A 14,645-nucleotide genomic window follows, 5' to 3' on the forward strand; every position below is an offset into this window, starting at 1 on the left:
AGCGCATTTTAGCAGGGAGTCGAGCCGGGTTTGGTGGAGGCCCCCCTCGGGGTGCCGCCGCGCGATGCGCAGACGGCGCGGGACGGCTTGTCGGCGCGGACCATCGCGGGCCACCACCGCCCCATCCCTGCGCCGCAACGCCCTGCGGCCTGGCCAACGGGGATCCGCTCACTTGCCTACCCGTGAACGCAGTTCTCGCGCTGTCTCGAGCAAACCCTCATATCCCGCCCGGCTGTGTTCGGGCAAGTCCGGATCGCCTACCAGCGCGCCAAGCGTTTCGATCAGGCTGTAGAGAATGCCCTTTGCCGCACTGACAGCAATATTGCCCGACGACAGCAAGGTATCGACGTGGTTTAACGCGTCATTGAGTTGGCCGACATCGGGATTCGTGGGTTCTTCTTTCGGCCGGTTCGGATCGGGAGTCATAGTGGGCGTTCCTATCGATCTGTTCTGGGCGAGGCCAAGCGAGCGGACGGCCGCGTACGCCTCGTCCAACTCTTATATACCGGGTCGGCTCGATCGTCCACTACTCAGCGGGCGCCGCACTCTCGCTAAGGCCACGCGGTGACGAGTTTACGCATCGGCTACGGCCTGGTGCTACCCGAGGCCGGCGGGTGCGCGCGACACGCTGTCGCTTCGCGCCTCGATCGCTCGAACGACGGCGATCATGTCCGCCCGCCCAAGCCCGAGTTCGCGCGTTTCGCGATACAAGGCGTGGCAGACGTCGAGCAGCGGCGATGCGATCCGCGCACCGCGAGCGGCCGCTGCGACGAGGCGGTTGTTGTCTAATACGTTCTCGATGCTGGCTTGCTCGTCGAAATTTTCATGCAGCAACTTCGCGGTCTTCACGCGCGAAACGTCGCTGGCCATCGGTCCCGCATCGAGGATCGCTGCGAACTGCGCAAGATCCAAGCCATGGCGCTTGGCAAAATGCGCCGCTTCGGCAAGGCCCGTCACCATGGTGATGAGAAAAAGGTTAACGGCGAGCTTCATCGTCAAGGCCGCGGGCACGGCTCCGCAATACTCGCACTGCCGGCACATCGCCGCGACGAGCGGGCGCACCGTTTCGACGACGTCTTGTTCGCCAGCCAGCATGGCCACGAGTTGCGCAGCTTCGGCTGGCTTGCGCGAACCGGATACCGGGGCCTCGACGTAGCGGCCGCCCGCCGCACGGATGGCTTGTTCGAGTCCTTGCGAATAGCCGGGCGAGGTCGTGCCCATATGAACGATCGTGCGCCCTCGAACACGTTGCCGAAAGACGGGCTCGCCGCGCCCCAGCACACCGTCGATCGCCTCGGCATTGGCCAACATCAGCAACACGATTTCGCAACGCTCGAACACGTGCGCCGCGTCCTCGGCGACACTCGCGCCCGCTTGCGCCAGCACGGCCCGTTTCGGTGCCGAACGATTCCATACGACGAGCGCCACGCCCGCCTTCCTCAAATTGAGCGCCATCGGCTCGCCCATCGCTCCTAGCCCGACAAATCCTATCGGCGCGTGCCGCTCGGTCATCGCATCGTCCCTCGTTCGTTGTCTCGATCCACCTCGAACCGAACCGCTCGCTCGCACGTCGGTCCGCGCGAATCGACCGTTCGGAGCGCTCGGCGATTCGAGCGCCCGACGCATCGTAGAGACCTGCTATGGTTTTGAAAATCGCAAACTTCGAAACCGCTACTTCAGGAAATCGAAAATGAGACAACCGCTCAATTTCGACATGGATGCGCTGCGCACGATGGTCGTCGGGGTGGAACTCGGCGGCTTTTCGCACGCCGCCGCGCGGCTTCATCGCTCGCCGTCGGCCGTCAGCATGCAGTTGCGCAAGCTCGAATCGCAGGCCGGCCAACGGTTGTTCAGCCGTCGAGGACGCGGGCTTGCGCTGACCGACGCGGGCAACGTGCTGCTGCACTATGCGCGGCGTGTGCTCGCGCTCAATGACGAGATCGGCCATGCGCTCGGCGCGGTCGATACGCGCGCCGCCGTCCGGATGGGCATCGCGCAGGACTTTGCCGACACGATGTTGTCCGATCTGCTCGCGCGTTACGCCGATGCGCGGCCGAACGTCCAAGTCGAAGTCAAGGCCGGGCGCAACTTCGAACTCGCCGCCGATGTGGCGAGCGGCAAGCTCGATGCCGCCGTAGCGTTTGCGATGCCTGGGACGGGAGGCGGCGAGCAGATCGCGACGGTACCCGCCGCTTGGCTCGGGTGCCCCGCGACGCTGTCCCGCAGCGGCACGCGCTCGACCGTTCCGCTGGCGGTCTTCGACGGCCCATGCCTTTTCCGCGACATGGCAATCGATTCGCTTTCCCGTGCGGGTTTGACATGGCGTGTAGCGATGGCCACGCCGAGTCTAGCGAGCCTATGGTGCGGAACGCGAGCAGGCCTAGGTGTGACGGTGCGCACGCCGCTCACCGTCCCTGCGCCCCTATCCGTCCTCACGGGCGCGCCCGCGCTTGGATCGGTCGATATCGTCTTGCACCGGGCCGATCGCTGCTCGGACGATGCGCACGTGCTCGCCGACCTGCTGAGGGACTGCGTGTCGACGCAGTGGGGCGTGCCAGGGCGATAAAGGCGTGCCGGTGAAGCATGGAGCGGCGCGAAACGGGCGAAGAACGGCGCGCCCCTTACCTCGCCTCGCCCGCCCTGCTCCTTTCCCGACTAGTGCGCGATGGCAATCTTGCCGAAGTGCTGACCGCCATGCGCGAGATAGTCGTAGGCCTGCGGCACTTCATCGAGTCCGAAGGTTTTGTCGATGACCGGCACGAGTTTGCTGGCCGCGATGGCGCGTACGACATCGCGCAGGTCGGACACCGCCCCGGTGTTGTTCCCTTGCACGTTCACCGCCTTGGTCATGATCGCCATGAGATCGGCCGACGCCGTCGCGCCCGTCACGAAGCCGATGACGAACACGGTTGCGCCCACCGCCGCCGCGTTGATCGAACGGCCGAACGTTTGCGTGCCGCCGGTTTCGACGACCAAGTCGGCGCCGTTGCCGCCGGTGATTTCCAGGACGGCTTCATCCCAAGCCGGCGTTGTCCGGTAGTTGATCGTATGATCGGCGCCTAACGCCTTCGCACGCTCGAGCTTTTCGTCGGACGACGACGTGATAATGACCGTGGCGCCGGCCGCCTTGGCGAGCTGCAACGCAAAGATGCTGACCCCGCCCGTGCCGATCAACGTCACGACCGAGCCGGGACGCACGTTCGCGGCGCGCAGCGCGCGCCATGCCGTGGTGGCCGCGATGGGCAAAGTTGCCGCGGCTTCGTGGCTCAAATGTGCCGGCGTCGGCACGAGCGCGCTGGCCGGCAACACCACGTATTCGGCGAGCGAACCGGGCAACACCACGCCGCGTGTTGCCGTACTCAGTTGCGCCCGTGCCGGGCCGCCCACCCACAGCGGCTTCGAGTGGGGGATGACGCGATCGCCGACGGCGAACTCGTTCACGCCGGCACCCACCTCTGCCACCTCGCCCGCACCGTCCGCCACCGGAATGATGGGAAAACGAGGCACACGATAGCGGCCGGTCGCAACGGCGAGATCCACGAAATTCAGGCTCGCCGCACGCATCCGCAACAGCACCTCGCCCGGGCCGGGCTGGGGCTGCGGCAACGTCACGGAACGCAAAGCATCAAGGGAAGGCGCGGAAAGTTCGATGGCATGCATGGCTGGGCTCCTGGTTGGGATGAACGAAGATTACTCGTGCACATAAACCAGATAAACTGTCTTCATTACAGGATACTCATGCACCCCATGCAGCAATGGCTCGACGGAAATCAGATCGCCGAGATAGCCGCCTTCACCGCTGTGGCGGAACAGGGTTCGTTCACCAAGGCAGCCGCGATACTTGGCCGCGATGCCACCGTGCTGTCGCGCCGCGTGCAGTCGCTCGAGCGGCGTCTGGGCGTGCAGTTGCTGACCCGCACAACGCGCCACGTTGCGCTAACCGAGGCAGGGGCGGCCTTTCTCGCACGCGCGCAGGCCATTTCCGCCGCGCTGGCCGACGCCGAGGAAGAAGCATCGACGCACGGCCGGGGAGCGCCGCGCGGCACGCTCAGGCTCGCGCTTCCCGCCACGTTCGGGCGAATGTGGATCGCGCCGTATCTCCCCGAGTTCATGGCGGCGTACCCGCAAGTCGGTATCGACGTCTCGTACTCGAATCGATTCATCGATCTCGTGGCGGAAGGCTTCGATGTGGCCGTTCGCCTCGGAGAACTCGCCGATTCGAGGCTCGTCGCTCGTCGGATCGCACCGCGCCGCCGGCTGCTGTGCGCAGCGCCGGACTTTCTCGATCGCTACGGCGCACCGACCAAGCCGGAAGATTTGGCGCGCTCGCCTTGCCTCGTGTTCACGGGCTTGGCGTCTCACCCGAACTGGACGTTCGTCAATGCGCAAGGGGAACGCGCAACGATACGAGCGCAAGGCCCGCTCGTATCGGACGATGCCGAAGCGTTGGTCCATGCCGCCGTGCGGGGAATGGGCATCATGCTGAGCACGGACTGGCTGGTGGGAAGAGAACTCGCCGCCGGCACGCTCGTGCCCGTGCTCACCGAATGGCTGCCGCGCGACGAGGGCGCCATCTATACCGTGGTGCCCACGAACCGGCTTTTGCCGGCCAAAACGCGTGCATTCATCGATTGGATCGCCGGTCGATTCTCACCGACGGTACCTTGGCGCGCCGAGTAGATGCACCTCAGTGGCACCACCGGGGCGGGCATACGGGCAACGGTCATGCTGACCAAGGATCGACAACCGCTATCCCGCAGTCGACGAAATCCTTAACGTTTCGCGTCGCCAGGGTCGCCCCCGCGGATCGCGCGACTGCCGCAATCATCGCGTCGAACTGGCTGATCTGCCTCCCGGCGTTCTTGCGTGACACGGCAATCGTCGCGTACAAATCCGCGGCATCGCTATCGAAACTCAACAGCCTGCCGGCGAAATCTTCTTCGAAAATGGCTTGAACCGCACCCGACAACGCCTCTTTGCGAGCCCCGTCGGCCAACAGCCCGAGACCGTAAAGAATTTCGGCGCGGGTGATGGTTGTCGTAAAGAGGGCCGCACGCCGCTGCGCCCGGAACCATTCGATCACGCGCGGATCCGGCGCCGATCTCAACGTCTCCGAGAGGACGTTCGTATCCAAGATGATCATGCGCCCAAATCCACTCGGTCCTGGATCGTCTCGCGAGCCGGCAAGGCCAGATCGACTCCACCAAGCGGTGAAATGCGATTGCGAATGGACTCGATCAGGCTTTGCCGCCCACCCTCTCCCTCCGTCGAGAGCGCGGCGCGAAGAATGTCCCGTGCCTCGTCCTCCATCGAACGTCCGTGGTGGGCCGCCTGCACTCTGAGCCGGGACTTCAGTTGTTCGTCGATATTGCGGATCGTCATGCTCGCCATGCCGGGGCCCTCCATTAATCATTGATTGCATTTTAATCAATGATTGCAAATCCGGCAACCGATCGACGGCATCCGTTCGATCGAGCGCACGGCATCGCCCCCGAATCCGTCTCCGGATAGGTCCGCGCCACACTGAAGCCGGAACGGGAGGACCGGATCGCGCCCCGGGGCGGCGGTCGCCCACCCCTGCCTTCATCTCGTATTCCATTGGTCAATAGATCCTCGCCGCGTTGGTCATCGACGATCGATTTTCGTGCTCGGTCGGTCCGCGCCGATAGTCATCCGAACGGCCAACGACAACACGGAGCGCGATAGGCTTCGGCGTGCGACGGCCGCCCCGACTATCGGTAGATCGAGGATTAGGAAAAACAGGAGGTGCGGGAGGTGCGGGAGGTGCGGGAGGTGCAGGAAACGCAGAAGGCGGTTCGAGCGAACCGCCGGAAAAACACTATACCCTCGCCCTTTCAGGATCGGCTATCTGATATTTGCGCATTTTTTCCCACAACACTTTGCGGCTGATGCCGAGGTAATGGGCCGTGTCTTGGCGCCGCCACCCATTCGTCGCCAGCGCATCGAGCACGCGGGTACGATCGGCGACATCCCACCGCGCAACCGCACCCGTTCGCGCCGACAGGGCCGCCTGAGTCCTTTGCGCATGCGCCAACACCGCTTCGAGCCGCAGCCGGTCCCACGCCCTCATCTGCCGCACGGTCACGCCGATACGCTCGGCCAGATTGCGAAGCTCACGCACGTTCCCAGGAAAGCGCATCTGCGAGATCGCGTCGCCGAGCCATGACGGCATATCCGGCAAAGTCGCAAGCAGCTCCTCGCTGAAGAGCGAACCGACGACCGAGCGAAAGATGCCGATCGTATCGGCCGCGCCGCGCTCCTGGAGCGACGGCACGTACACCTCGATGACAGCAAGCCGATAGTACAGATCGGCCCGAAACGAACCGTCCGCCACGAGGCGCGGCAAATCCTTGTTGGTAGCGGCGAGGACACGAAGATGCACATTGATCGGCGCACTCGCGCCGACTCGCGTCACGGCCCCGTCCTCCAGCACTCGCAGGAGCTTCACTTGCTGATGTAGCGGTAGGTCGCCGATTTCGTCGAGAAAAAGCGTACCTTCATGGGCTTGCTCGACATAGCCCCGGTGCGCACTCGCGGCGCCCGTAAAGGCCCCCTTTGCGTGCCCGAAAAAATGCGATTCGAACAGCCCGTCGGGTATCGCGCCGCAGTTGACGGCGACGAACGCCCCACGGCTGCGGCGCGAATGCTTCGTATGAAGCAGCTTCGCCACGCGCTCTTTGCCGACACCGGTCTCGCCGCGAATCAGGACGTTGGTGTCGCAATCGGCGAACATATCGACTTCTTGCAAGAGCGCACGCATGCAATCGGAGCGGGCGACGAACGGGTTCGCTTCGCACCCATCCGTTGCCGGGGCAACGATCCGCTCGGCAAGTTTCGTCACTAGGGCCCGTAACGCGGCGGCGGTGAAATCGAGCGGCAATACGTGCAGATCGGCATGCGCCGCGAGATCGAGCGACGGCAGCGGCTCGCCCACCCAAACGACGGGCATGACACTCGCGCGCTGGCATTGATCGAGCATGGCTGCGCCGCCGCCCACCGCCTGCATACCGATCACGGCGACCGACCTGCGCGCGGCCGCCGGAGCCGGCGATATTGCCAAGTCGTCGATCGGGATGATGTTGACATCCACCCGGTCGAAGCACCGGCTCACACGCTCGACCAAATCGATCCCGCCTTCGAGGACGTAAATATCCAAAGCGCCCATTTTTTCGACGTTTTTCATTGTTCTTGGCCAGTGATGCGAGCACATCGGACCGGAGCGAAAAAGGCGCGCTACCGGCCCGCCCCGATTCGGTTCGCGCACCGCGAGGAAAGACACGAACGAACCATCGCTATCGCTGCGGATCGCGATCCGCGTCGGCGCCGCCCAGCGCGTGCAGCGCGGTGAAACGGGCCGTTCGATATTCCGCGGGACTAATCCCGAAGCGTTTCAGAAAGTGCTTGCGGAGATGATCGCCGTTGAAAAGGCCGCAGTGCCGCGCGATCTTATCCACGGGCAGCGCCGTCGACAGCAGCAACTGCCGGGCGCTTTCGAGCCGGATCTGCGAGAGATACTCGTGCGGCGTGTGTCCGATCTCGGCCCTGAAGCGCCGCAGGAAATTGCGTTCGCTCATCAAGGCGTACTCCGCCATGTTCGCGATCGAAATACGGCCGCCGTAATTCTCGTTGAGCCATTCGACGGTGGCCTTGATCCGCTCGCTCGGCGTAGGTTTCTCGAGCACGGTGCTGACTTGCGAGCCCTCGTAGCCGCGTTGGGCCTCATGCAGGCGAGCCGCAACCGTCTCGTCTCGCCCGCTCTCGCGTCGATCTGCTTCGCGTGCCACGCTTGCGTCGGACACCGGCCCCTCGGCGCGCGCGCGAGCGCTGTCCGCCTCGAGCGACAGCAACACGATCTTGCCGCTGGCCCCGGCGCGGGTCAGCCAAGCGACGATCTCGGGCCGGGGCTCCACCGTCCCTTTGCCGGACTTAGGTACCACGAAATAATGAAACTGCAACGGATCGACGTCGCAAATGGCCTCGCACCAGACGGGCAGCGATGCGTTTTCGCGAAAGATGAACCCGCTTCGAGCCGCGATCATCGTGACGCTGAACTTACCGACCTTATTTCCGGGCCCGTACTCGGTGCCGAAATGCTCGCACGTATGCGCCAGGACTCTCGCAACGTCGCTCGGCGAACAATCGTCGCTTATCACCACGCCGATCCGGCAATTGCTTTGACTGCCCTCGATGGGCACCTTGCTGGCCTCTTTCGAATTTTCTTCCGCGGGGAACCGGCCTTGGGAAGTCGCGGGCTGTGCGTTAGTTTTCCAGAGATACATGGCTCCTCCGTCTGGCATGTGAAATTGCACTGCCCCGCGGCATCGAACTAGCGTCTACCATTTTCCTCACCAGAAGATTTGCCGAAAGCAGACTAGGTCGGCCGGACTCGCGCGAGTACCGCAAATGTCTTCGTCCGAATCGGTATCGGACAAGACGCTCGAAGCTCGCGGTCCAGCCATCGTTCGAATTTCGTTCCGACTCCATCGAACGTCGTACCGGCGTCGATTCGATCGGCTGCGAAGTCACGCGAAACTCGCCTCGAATCGCGACATCCGCCTATTGGTCGTCACTGACTAATTGCATCGAGCACTCGACATTGTTCGCTGACCGGCACAGCAATCGCTCGCCCCCATCGGCCGTTCGGGCAATCGCAAGTCGAATCGGATCGAAATTTGTTCTTGCCGTCATATCGTCGAGTAGCGAATCAGAGCGAATTCACGTTCCCCGGCGCGATGGTGCGGTCCGCGCAAATTCGCGCCGTCCCTCGCATAACGAATCGAGTACGCGGCAAATATCCCGGTTTGCCGAATGCAGCGCAACATCGACGCAAAAATTGGCGCATAACGCCTAGTGTGGCCCGCCATTACCCGGCACTGATCGTTCATCGCGGCCGGCACGCTAGAACGCACCGGTAATGCGTACAGCGGTTGTCGGCTGTCGCGAATCGGAAACGTTCGCGGTCACGCGTCGTGGCGAGCGGAGACGGAGGTTTGCGCCGTCCTGCCGTCCGAGAGCAGCGACTCGGCAGCCCGCTTGATCGACCGACGCGCGGGTTCCTCGATCCAGCGATAGACAATGATGGACGAAGCGACGAGGACGAGGGGATTGATTGCCGCGCCCAGCGATTCGCTGGCCACCAGCGTCCCCACCCATGCCCGCACCGGCCCCTGCAGCAAATAAATCGCGTAGCTCGCGCAGCCTAGCGTCAGTGCCCACCGGCTGGCAAGCAGCGTACTTAACCAGGTGCGGTACGCAGCCAGCTGATAGATCAACACACCGCAAAGCACGACCGCCAAAGAGCTCCAGTGCGAGTCGAGCGGACTCGCGAGCAAGGCCGCTATCGCCGCAAGGTTTGCCGTGACGGCAACCGAAGCGGCCACGCTCGATCGTTGTCGGTGCGCTGCGAACAAAAACACTCGATACAAGAACATGCCATAGACGAACTCGACCATCCGGGTGAATGGGAGTGGGACATCGAGCAGCCAATCGCGCAGCTCGCGATGCTCGACGGATGCGGGGCTGATCCACGGTATCGAGAACGACACGATACAGAGGGAAGCGATCGCCACGCCTGCGATGGCGTAGACGCGTCTCGCTCGGCGGATGAATGCGAAGAGGAGCGGGAAACCGAGATAGAACGTGGCCTCGACCGACAGCGTCCACGCCTGTTCGATCCAATAGTAGCCGGCATCGGACCGAGCCGGCCCCCATGCCTGCACCATCAACACGACATCGGCCGCGGAACGAAGCGATACGTCGTCTAGCAGCGGAAAGGCAAGCGCGAGCGCAATCAAGTAGACGGGATAGATCCGAGCGACGCGCGACACCCAGAAGCGAGCGACGTCTCGCCACGCCCCGAGTCCATTGCTATAGCTATGCGACAGGATGAAGCCGGAAAGAATAAAAAAGATGCTCACTCCCATGAAACCATGATTCAGGAGAGCGGTAAGCGCATGCGGGAAGTGATGCCGCTGCGACCACGTTGCGCCGAAGTGAAAGAGAAAGACAGCTAGCGCGGCGAAGAATCTGAGCCCGGTCAGGGCGGGGAGCGTACGGTTCATGAAGGCGGGTGCGGTCGCTCGGCCTATTGGGTTGCCCCGACTATGTCAGCCCGCCGGCGATAAGACAACGTGGAATGGAAATCTGGCGGAAACGCGCTATCGGCGCCGCGGTAAGTCCAATCGCTCCCCGCCTTTCGCGCCGAATCCGCCGAAATCGGCGAAATCGGCGCGGCGCGTTTCGCCCATCCTAAGGTCGACCTGGCATTCCAAAATCCGTGCGAACCGGTAATCTGCGAGGTTTCGATCGGCCAAAAAACCTCGCGGCGTGAACGCGAGCATTCGAATCGCCATGACTGAACCTGGACTGACATTCCGTGACCGGAACGAATGGGAAAACTGGTTGGCCCGCAACGGCGGCACGTCGACCGGGGTCTGGCTGCGTCTTGCCAAAAAGGGTGCCCGGCAGCCCACCTTGACTTACGAACAGGCTGTGGAGAGCGCCCTTTGCCACGGCTGGATCGACGGCCAAAAACAGACCGAAAGCGAAGAATACTGGTTGCAACGCTTCACTCGGCGGTCCGCAAAAAGCATCTGGTCTCGGCTGAACAGAGACCGAGCCGATGCTCTGGTCGCCGCAGGCAGAATGCTTCCTGCCGGCATGCGAGAGATCGAAAAAGCCAAAGAGGATGGCCGCTGGGAGGCGGCTTACGCGTCGCCCAGCAACTCGGTCGTACCAGACGATCTGCAGACCGCGCTGGACGCCAATCCCAAGGCCCGCGCGTTCTTTGCAACGCTGAACGCGCGGAACCGCTATGCCATCCTGTTTCGGATACAGAACGCTAAAAAGCCTGAAACACGGATCCGCAAGATCGAGGAGTTCATCGGCATGCTCGCACGCGGCGAAACCATTCACCCCTAGTGCCTACTGCAAAAAACCGGCTTGTCGCAGCGCCTCCTGCGCGGCCTCATGGTCTTGAACCGATGTTCCGCCGGAAATGCCGATGCCCCCTATCAGGCGCCCTTCATGCAAGATCGCGATGCCCCCGCCCACCGGCATGAGCCGTGGATGGGTTGCCAGCGGGGCCACGGTCGGCTCGGCCATGTACTGATTCCATTGCTGCGTGGCCATGCCGAACGATGCGGCAGTCCATGCCTTGTCGATGGCAACGTCGACAGTCAGGAATGGGGCGGAATCTGCGCGCTCGAACGCGCGCAAGTGTCCGCCTGCATCGACAATGGCGACGGTCGCGTCGAACCCGCGCGCGGCGCACGCGCGGCGCGCTTCGGCCAGCAGCGCTTGCGCGGCTTCCAGACTAATCGTGGCCGTGCTGACGATTGGCGATTTCATATCGATACTCCTTCTCGAACGGGTTCAGGGGTTGGCCACGACGACTTTGCCGATCATGTTGCCGGCTTCGACCAGCGCATGCGCTTCGATGAGGCTGGCTGCATGGATGCCGTCGATGCGCCGGGTCAGGGTGTGCTTGAGGCGGCCCTGATCGACCAGTTGAGCCGCGCGGCGCAGCAAAGCGTGCTGCCGTGCCATGGTGTCGGTGGCGAACATTGCGCGGGTGAACATCAGCTCCCAGTGAATCGAGATGGACTTCCCCTTGAATGGACCGATGTCCAGTCCCACCGGGTCGTCGATCAGGGCGAATTGGCCTTCGGGGCGCAGCACGGCAGCGATTTGCGGCACATAGGCGGCGCTGTTGTTCAACCCGGCAACGTGGGTCACGTGCTCGATGCCGAGCGCGGCCAATTGGGGGGCCCAGGCCTGACCATGATCGAGGACGTAGTGCGCGCCATGAGCCAACACCCATTCGCGAGTTTCGGGCCGCGAGGCCGTGCCGATCACGGTCATGCCGGTCAACTCGCGCGCCAATTGAGTCAGAATCGAGCCGACGCCGCCAGCCGCTCCAATGACCAGCAGCACGTTGTTGTCGCTCGGGTCCGCGGCCTGAACGCGCAGGCGGTCGAACAGCAGTTCCCACGCCGTGATCGTCGTCAGGGGCAACGACGCGGCCTGTCCAAAGTCCAACGTTGTCGGCATCGGTCCGACGATGCGCTCGTCCACCGCGTGCAGCTCGCTGTTACTGCCGGGCCGGGTAATGTCGCCGGCGTACCAGACACGGTCGCCCGGCTTGAAGCGCGAGGCTAACGCGCCGGTTGCGCGGACGATCCCCGCCGCATCCCAGCCGGCAATGCGCACACCGCCTTCCGGGATATCGCCGCCGCGGCGGATTTTGGTGTCGACGGGATTGACCGACACTGCTTTCACTTCCACCAGCAGGTCATGGTCGCGCAATTCCGGCGTCGGCAGCTCGATATCCTGCAGCGCCTGCGGGTGACTGATGGGGTGGTTCCGATAGAAGCCGATCGCTTTCATATGCTTGCTCTCCGAGAAGGTTTGAGCGCATGTTATCTTTCTCCGATATGCTGATAAACACCCTGCTCGATCAAACACTTTCGGTGTTTCGATGAAAATTATCCGACTCGACGACGTCCAGATCTTCGTGCACACGGTGGACTACGGAAGCTTCTCGGAGGCGGCACGCCAGTTGAACATCGCGCCGGCACATGCGAGCGCCTCGGTGCAGCGGCTCGAACGCGCGCTGGACACGCGGCTGTTCACGCGTTCGACGCGAAGCATGCAACTGTCCGAGGCTGGCGAGCGTTATCTACCGCACGCGCGGGTCATGATTGGCGCGCTCGTGCAAGGCGAGCTGGCGCTGGCGAGCGGCCGGGGGGCGTTGTCCGGGCCGCTGCGGCTGTCGGCGCCGTCCGACTTCGGTCGAAACCTGCTGTTGCCGTGGCTCGACGAATTTCAGCACCTGCACCCTGGCCTGTCGCTGCATGTGAGAATGAGCGACCGTGCCGCCGACCTCATCCGTCAGCCGCTCGATGCGGTCGTGCGCTACGGAACCCTGCCCGACTCGTCGTTGCTGGCCATGAAACTGGTCGAGCACAACCGACGCGCGCTGTGTGCCGCGCCGTCGTACCTCGAACGGCACGGCATACCCACCAAAGTAGACGACCTGCAGCGACACAATTGCCTTCGGTATGTTTGGAGCGAGCAGATCCATGAACGCTGGCGCTTTACCCCGCCTGGCGGCGAGCGCACGGTGGCGGTCACGGGCAATCGCATCAGCGACGATGCCGATGCCGTTCGCCGCTGGGCGATAGCCGGGGAAGGCCTTGTCTACAAGTCGCGGCTAGATTTGATCGACGATTTGAAGGCAGGCCGGCTGGTGGAGTTATTTCCGCCGGCGTATTGCGAGCCGGCGCCGCTCCACCTGGTTTGTGCCCACCGCACGCAACTGACGCCCGCGATCAATGCGTTGCATGTCTTCCTGCGCGAGCGCTGCGCTGCTCTGCAGGCTAGCTATCCCTATATCGCTAGCGATATCGAAAAACAGGCCGGGCGGTAAACGGGTTTCGCCGGGCCGCATCGAAAGTTGCGCTAAACGTGGCCGTACTCTGGACGCCCTTTTGCGCGACAGCCATCCACATCTCATCAATATCCCGCAGCTTCTGGGCCCATGACCGCAGGCGACCATCGCGCCCAGGCTCGGGAATAATGGCCTATCGCTTATGCCGCTACTGCATCCACCCTGAATTCACCGCGAACGAAGTGCCCGACTTCCGACTTGCCGTTCAGTTTCCGGATGACCCGGGTGGGATTGTGCGGATCAGCGGTAAACACGGGGATGTCCCGCGCCCGTTTGATTTCGACTCCGGGGGTCAACAAACGCTTGCCGAGATCCCTGATGACCTTCGCGCTGGCCTTGACGCCTTTCTGGATGGCTTCATCGGTAGGTTGCGTGACAACGACAGAGACTTCGCCGAACGTCACACTCAGCTTGCCCGCCGTCTTTGCGACGTTCGGGGCGACCGTTCGCTGCTTAGCCTTCGCAGATGCCAGTTGAATTGGGGCGGCTTTAGCGGCCGATCCCTTGCCACCTCGCTTCGCGACGGTAGGTTTCATTTGGCTGGACTTTGGCACGACGATCTCCGGAGCACGTTCCTGTCCAGCAATGTACAGCGTTGCAACCCGGCCTGAGCCCAACCGACGCCGACCATAAAACGCCCCCGCGGTTTCAATTCAGCCAGTTCGTACCATCTCGCGTCTTCAGGGCTGATCACCCTGGCGGGATGACTCGTATCTGGCGCGATCCTATCCGGGCGCCTGTGTTCTCATCAATGGCCACCGGCTTGATTTCGGTCCCTGTCTCGGCATCCAGGAAGCGCACAAGGTCACCGCTGCTACGGTGCTGGCGCCCCCACTCGCCAATCATGAAGAGCACCGGCAACACGTCGGATCCGGCCGCCGTCAGCACGTATTCCTCTCGCGGTGGGTGCTCAGAATAAAGCCGCTTCTCCAACATGCCTTCCTCCGTCAGCGTCGCAAGCCGCCGGGAAAGGATCGTCGGGGCAATGCCCAAGCTCTTACGGAACTGGTCGAAGCGGGTCAGCCCCGCATGGGCATCCCGCAAGATCAACAGGCTCCAGGCGTCGCCGAACACGGCCAGGCTGCGCGCGATCGGGCACGGTTCATCGCAGGGAATTTCCTTGTCCATACTATTTCGATAGTGACTGTGCTAGCATACTTAGTATCGAATCGAT

General features: G+C 63.1%; 16 protein-coding genes. 4 read left to right on the plus strand and 12 right to left on the minus strand.

Going from position 1 to position 14,645, the window contains the following annotated elements; translation table 11 throughout:
- Positions 1-168: 168 nt before the first annotated feature.
- Complete coding sequence (locus ACTHN9_RS05335; RefSeq protein WP_440535707.1) at positions 169-426, minus strand: hypothetical protein; 258 nt, start codon at positions 424-426, stop codon at positions 169-171.
- Between the two features lie 171 nt (positions 427-597).
- Entirely contained in the window at positions 598-1,626 is a 1,029-nt protein-coding gene (locus tag ACTHN9_RS05340) for an NAD(P)-dependent oxidoreductase (RefSeq protein WP_440535708.1), read from the minus strand.
- 64 nt (positions 1,627-1,690) lie between these two features.
- Here ACTHN9_RS05340 and ACTHN9_RS05345 point away from each other — a divergent pair, with 64 nt between their 5' ends.
- Positions 1,691-2,566, plus strand: coding sequence for a LysR family transcriptional regulator (locus tag ACTHN9_RS05345; protein WP_440535709.1), 876 nt, complete (start codon positions 1,691-1,693; stop codon positions 2,564-2,566).
- 89 nt (positions 2,567-2,655) lie between these two features.
- On the opposite strand, the gene ACTHN9_RS05350 is transcribed toward ACTHN9_RS05345, so the two are convergent.
- The gene (locus ACTHN9_RS05350) at positions 2,656-3,660 is read right to left on the minus strand and encodes a zinc-dependent alcohol dehydrogenase family protein (RefSeq protein ID WP_440535710.1); all 1,005 of its coding nucleotides are present in this window, start codon (positions 3,658-3,660) and stop codon (positions 2,656-2,658) included.
- A 78-nt stretch (positions 3,661-3,738) separates the two neighbouring features.
- Here ACTHN9_RS05350 and ACTHN9_RS05355 point away from each other — a divergent pair, with 78 nt between their 5' ends.
- Positions 3,739-4,680, plus strand: a complete 942-nt coding sequence (locus ACTHN9_RS05355) for a LysR substrate-binding domain-containing protein (protein ID WP_440535711.1) — start codon at positions 3,739-3,741, stop codon at positions 4,678-4,680.
- A gap of 43 nt (positions 4,681-4,723) precedes the next feature.
- On the opposite strand, the gene ACTHN9_RS05360 is transcribed toward ACTHN9_RS05355, so the two are convergent.
- The 5 genes from ACTHN9_RS05360 to ACTHN9_RS05380 form a co-directional block, all read right to left on the minus strand.
- Positions 4,724-5,143 (minus strand): type II toxin-antitoxin system VapC family toxin, encoded by a 420-nt coding sequence (locus tag ACTHN9_RS05360; protein ID WP_440535712.1) that lies wholly within the window; start codon positions 5,141-5,143, stop codon positions 4,724-4,726.
- Positions 5,140-5,391 carry a FitA-like ribbon-helix-helix domain-containing protein gene (locus ACTHN9_RS05365; protein WP_440535713.1) on the minus strand — a complete coding sequence of 84 codons (252 nt, stop codon included), beginning with the start codon at positions 5,389-5,391 and terminating at the stop codon, positions 5,140-5,142. Before ACTHN9_RS05365 ends, ACTHN9_RS05360 begins: the two co-directional genes overlap by 4 nt.
- A 448-nt stretch (positions 5,392-5,839) precedes the next feature.
- Positions 5,840-7,204: a sigma 54-interacting transcriptional regulator gene (locus ACTHN9_RS05370; protein WP_440535714.1), complete on the minus strand. Its 1,365-nt coding sequence runs from the start codon at positions 7,202-7,204 to the stop codon at positions 5,840-5,842.
- A gap of 109 nt (positions 7,205-7,313) precedes the next feature.
- Entirely contained in the window at positions 7,314-8,300 is a 987-nt protein-coding gene (locus ACTHN9_RS05375) for a helix-turn-helix domain-containing protein (RefSeq protein WP_440535715.1), read from the minus strand.
- A gap of 681 nt (positions 8,301-8,981) precedes the next feature.
- Positions 8,982-10,082: an acyltransferase family protein gene (locus ACTHN9_RS05380; protein ID WP_440535716.1), complete on the minus strand. Its 1,101-nt coding sequence runs from the start codon at positions 10,080-10,082 to the stop codon at positions 8,982-8,984.
- Positions 10,083-10,371: 289 nt separating this feature from the next.
- On the opposite strand from ACTHN9_RS05380, the gene ACTHN9_RS05385 reads away from it, so the two are divergent.
- Positions 10,372-10,941 (plus strand): YdeI/OmpD-associated family protein, encoded by a 570-nt coding sequence (locus ACTHN9_RS05385; protein ID WP_440535717.1) that lies wholly within the window; start codon positions 10,372-10,374, stop codon positions 10,939-10,941.
- Between the two features lie 3 nt (positions 10,942-10,944).
- Here ACTHN9_RS05385 and ACTHN9_RS05390 read toward each other — a convergent pair whose 3' ends face one another.
- Positions 10,945-11,370, minus strand: coding sequence for a GlcG/HbpS family heme-binding protein (locus ACTHN9_RS05390; protein ID WP_440535718.1), 426 nt, complete (start codon positions 11,368-11,370; stop codon positions 10,945-10,947).
- A 24-nt stretch (positions 11,371-11,394) separates the two neighbouring features.
- Positions 11,395-12,408 (minus strand): zinc-binding alcohol dehydrogenase family protein, encoded by a 1,014-nt coding sequence (locus tag ACTHN9_RS05395; protein WP_440535719.1) that lies wholly within the window; start codon positions 12,406-12,408, stop codon positions 11,395-11,397.
- 97 nt (positions 12,409-12,505) lie between these two features.
- Between ACTHN9_RS05395 and ACTHN9_RS05400 the strand changes: the two genes are divergently transcribed.
- Positions 12,506-13,450, plus strand: coding sequence for a LysR family transcriptional regulator (locus tag ACTHN9_RS05400; RefSeq protein ID WP_440535748.1), 945 nt, complete (start codon positions 12,506-12,508; stop codon positions 13,448-13,450).
- Between the two features lie 161 nt (positions 13,451-13,611).
- Here the strand turns inward: ACTHN9_RS05400 and ACTHN9_RS05405 are convergent, their stop codons facing one another.
- Both ACTHN9_RS05405 and ACTHN9_RS05410 read right to left on the minus strand, forming a co-directional pair.
- On the minus strand, positions 13,612-14,007 hold the full coding sequence (locus tag ACTHN9_RS05405) for a hypothetical protein (RefSeq protein ID WP_440535720.1): 396 nt from the start codon (positions 14,005-14,007) through the stop codon (positions 13,612-13,614).
- Positions 14,008-14,161: 154 nt separating this feature from the next.
- Positions 14,162-14,599, minus strand: a complete 438-nt coding sequence (locus ACTHN9_RS05410; RefSeq protein WP_440535721.1) for a winged helix-turn-helix transcriptional regulator — start codon at positions 14,597-14,599, stop codon at positions 14,162-14,164.
- Positions 14,600-14,645: the final 46 nt, after the last annotated feature.

The sequence above is a fragment of the Trinickia sp. genome, from assembly GCF_051953405.1.
Classification (GTDB): Bacteria; Pseudomonadota; Gammaproteobacteria; order Burkholderiales; family Burkholderiaceae; genus Trinickia.

Coding starts and splice junctions, on each gene's coding strand:
- ACTHN9_RS05335 (WP_440535707.1), bottom strand. CDS start 426: ATGACTCCCGATCCGAACCGGCCGAAAGAAGAACCCACGAATCCCGAT.
- ACTHN9_RS05340 (WP_440535708.1), bottom strand. CDS start 1,626: ATGCGTCGGGCGCTCGAATCGCCGAGCGCTCCGAACGGTCGATTCGCG.
- ACTHN9_RS05355 (WP_440535711.1), top strand. CDS start 3,739: ATGCACCCCATGCAGCAATGGCTCGACGGAAATCAGATCGCCGAGATA.
- ACTHN9_RS05395 (WP_440535719.1), bottom strand. CDS start 12,408: ATGAAAGCGATCGGCTTCTATCGGAACCACCCCATCAGTCACCCGCAG.
- ACTHN9_RS05345 (WP_440535709.1), top strand. CDS start 1,691: ATGAGACAACCGCTCAATTTCGACATGGATGCGCTGCGCACGATGGTC.
- ACTHN9_RS05350 (WP_440535710.1), bottom strand. CDS start 3,660: ATGCATGCCATCGAACTTTCCGCGCCTTCCCTTGATGCTTTGCGTTCC.
- ACTHN9_RS05405 (WP_440535720.1), bottom strand. CDS start 14,007: ATGAAACCTACCGTCGCGAAGCGAGGTGGCAAGGGATCGGCCGCTAAA.
- ACTHN9_RS05375 (WP_440535715.1), bottom strand. CDS start 8,300: ATGTATCTCTGGAAAACTAACGCACAGCCCGCGACTTCCCAAGGCCGG.
- ACTHN9_RS05365 (WP_440535713.1), bottom strand. CDS start 5,391: ATGGCGAGCATGACGATCCGCAATATCGACGAACAACTGAAGTCCCGG.
- ACTHN9_RS05360 (WP_440535712.1), bottom strand. CDS start 5,143: ATGATCATCTTGGATACGAACGTCCTCTCGGAGACGTTGAGATCGGCG.
- ACTHN9_RS05410 (WP_440535721.1), bottom strand. CDS start 14,599: ATGGACAAGGAAATTCCCTGCGATGAACCGTGCCCGATCGCGCGCAGC.
- ACTHN9_RS05385 (WP_440535717.1), top strand. CDS start 10,372: ATGACTGAACCTGGACTGACATTCCGTGACCGGAACGAATGGGAAAAC.
- ACTHN9_RS05390 (WP_440535718.1), bottom strand. CDS start 11,370: ATGAAATCGCCAATCGTCAGCACGGCCACGATTAGTCTGGAAGCCGCG.
- ACTHN9_RS05370 (WP_440535714.1), bottom strand. CDS start 7,204: ATGAAAAACGTCGAAAAAATGGGCGCTTTGGATATTTACGTCCTCGAA.
- ACTHN9_RS05380 (WP_440535716.1), bottom strand. CDS start 10,082: ATGAACCGTACGCTCCCCGCCCTGACCGGGCTCAGATTCTTCGCCGCG.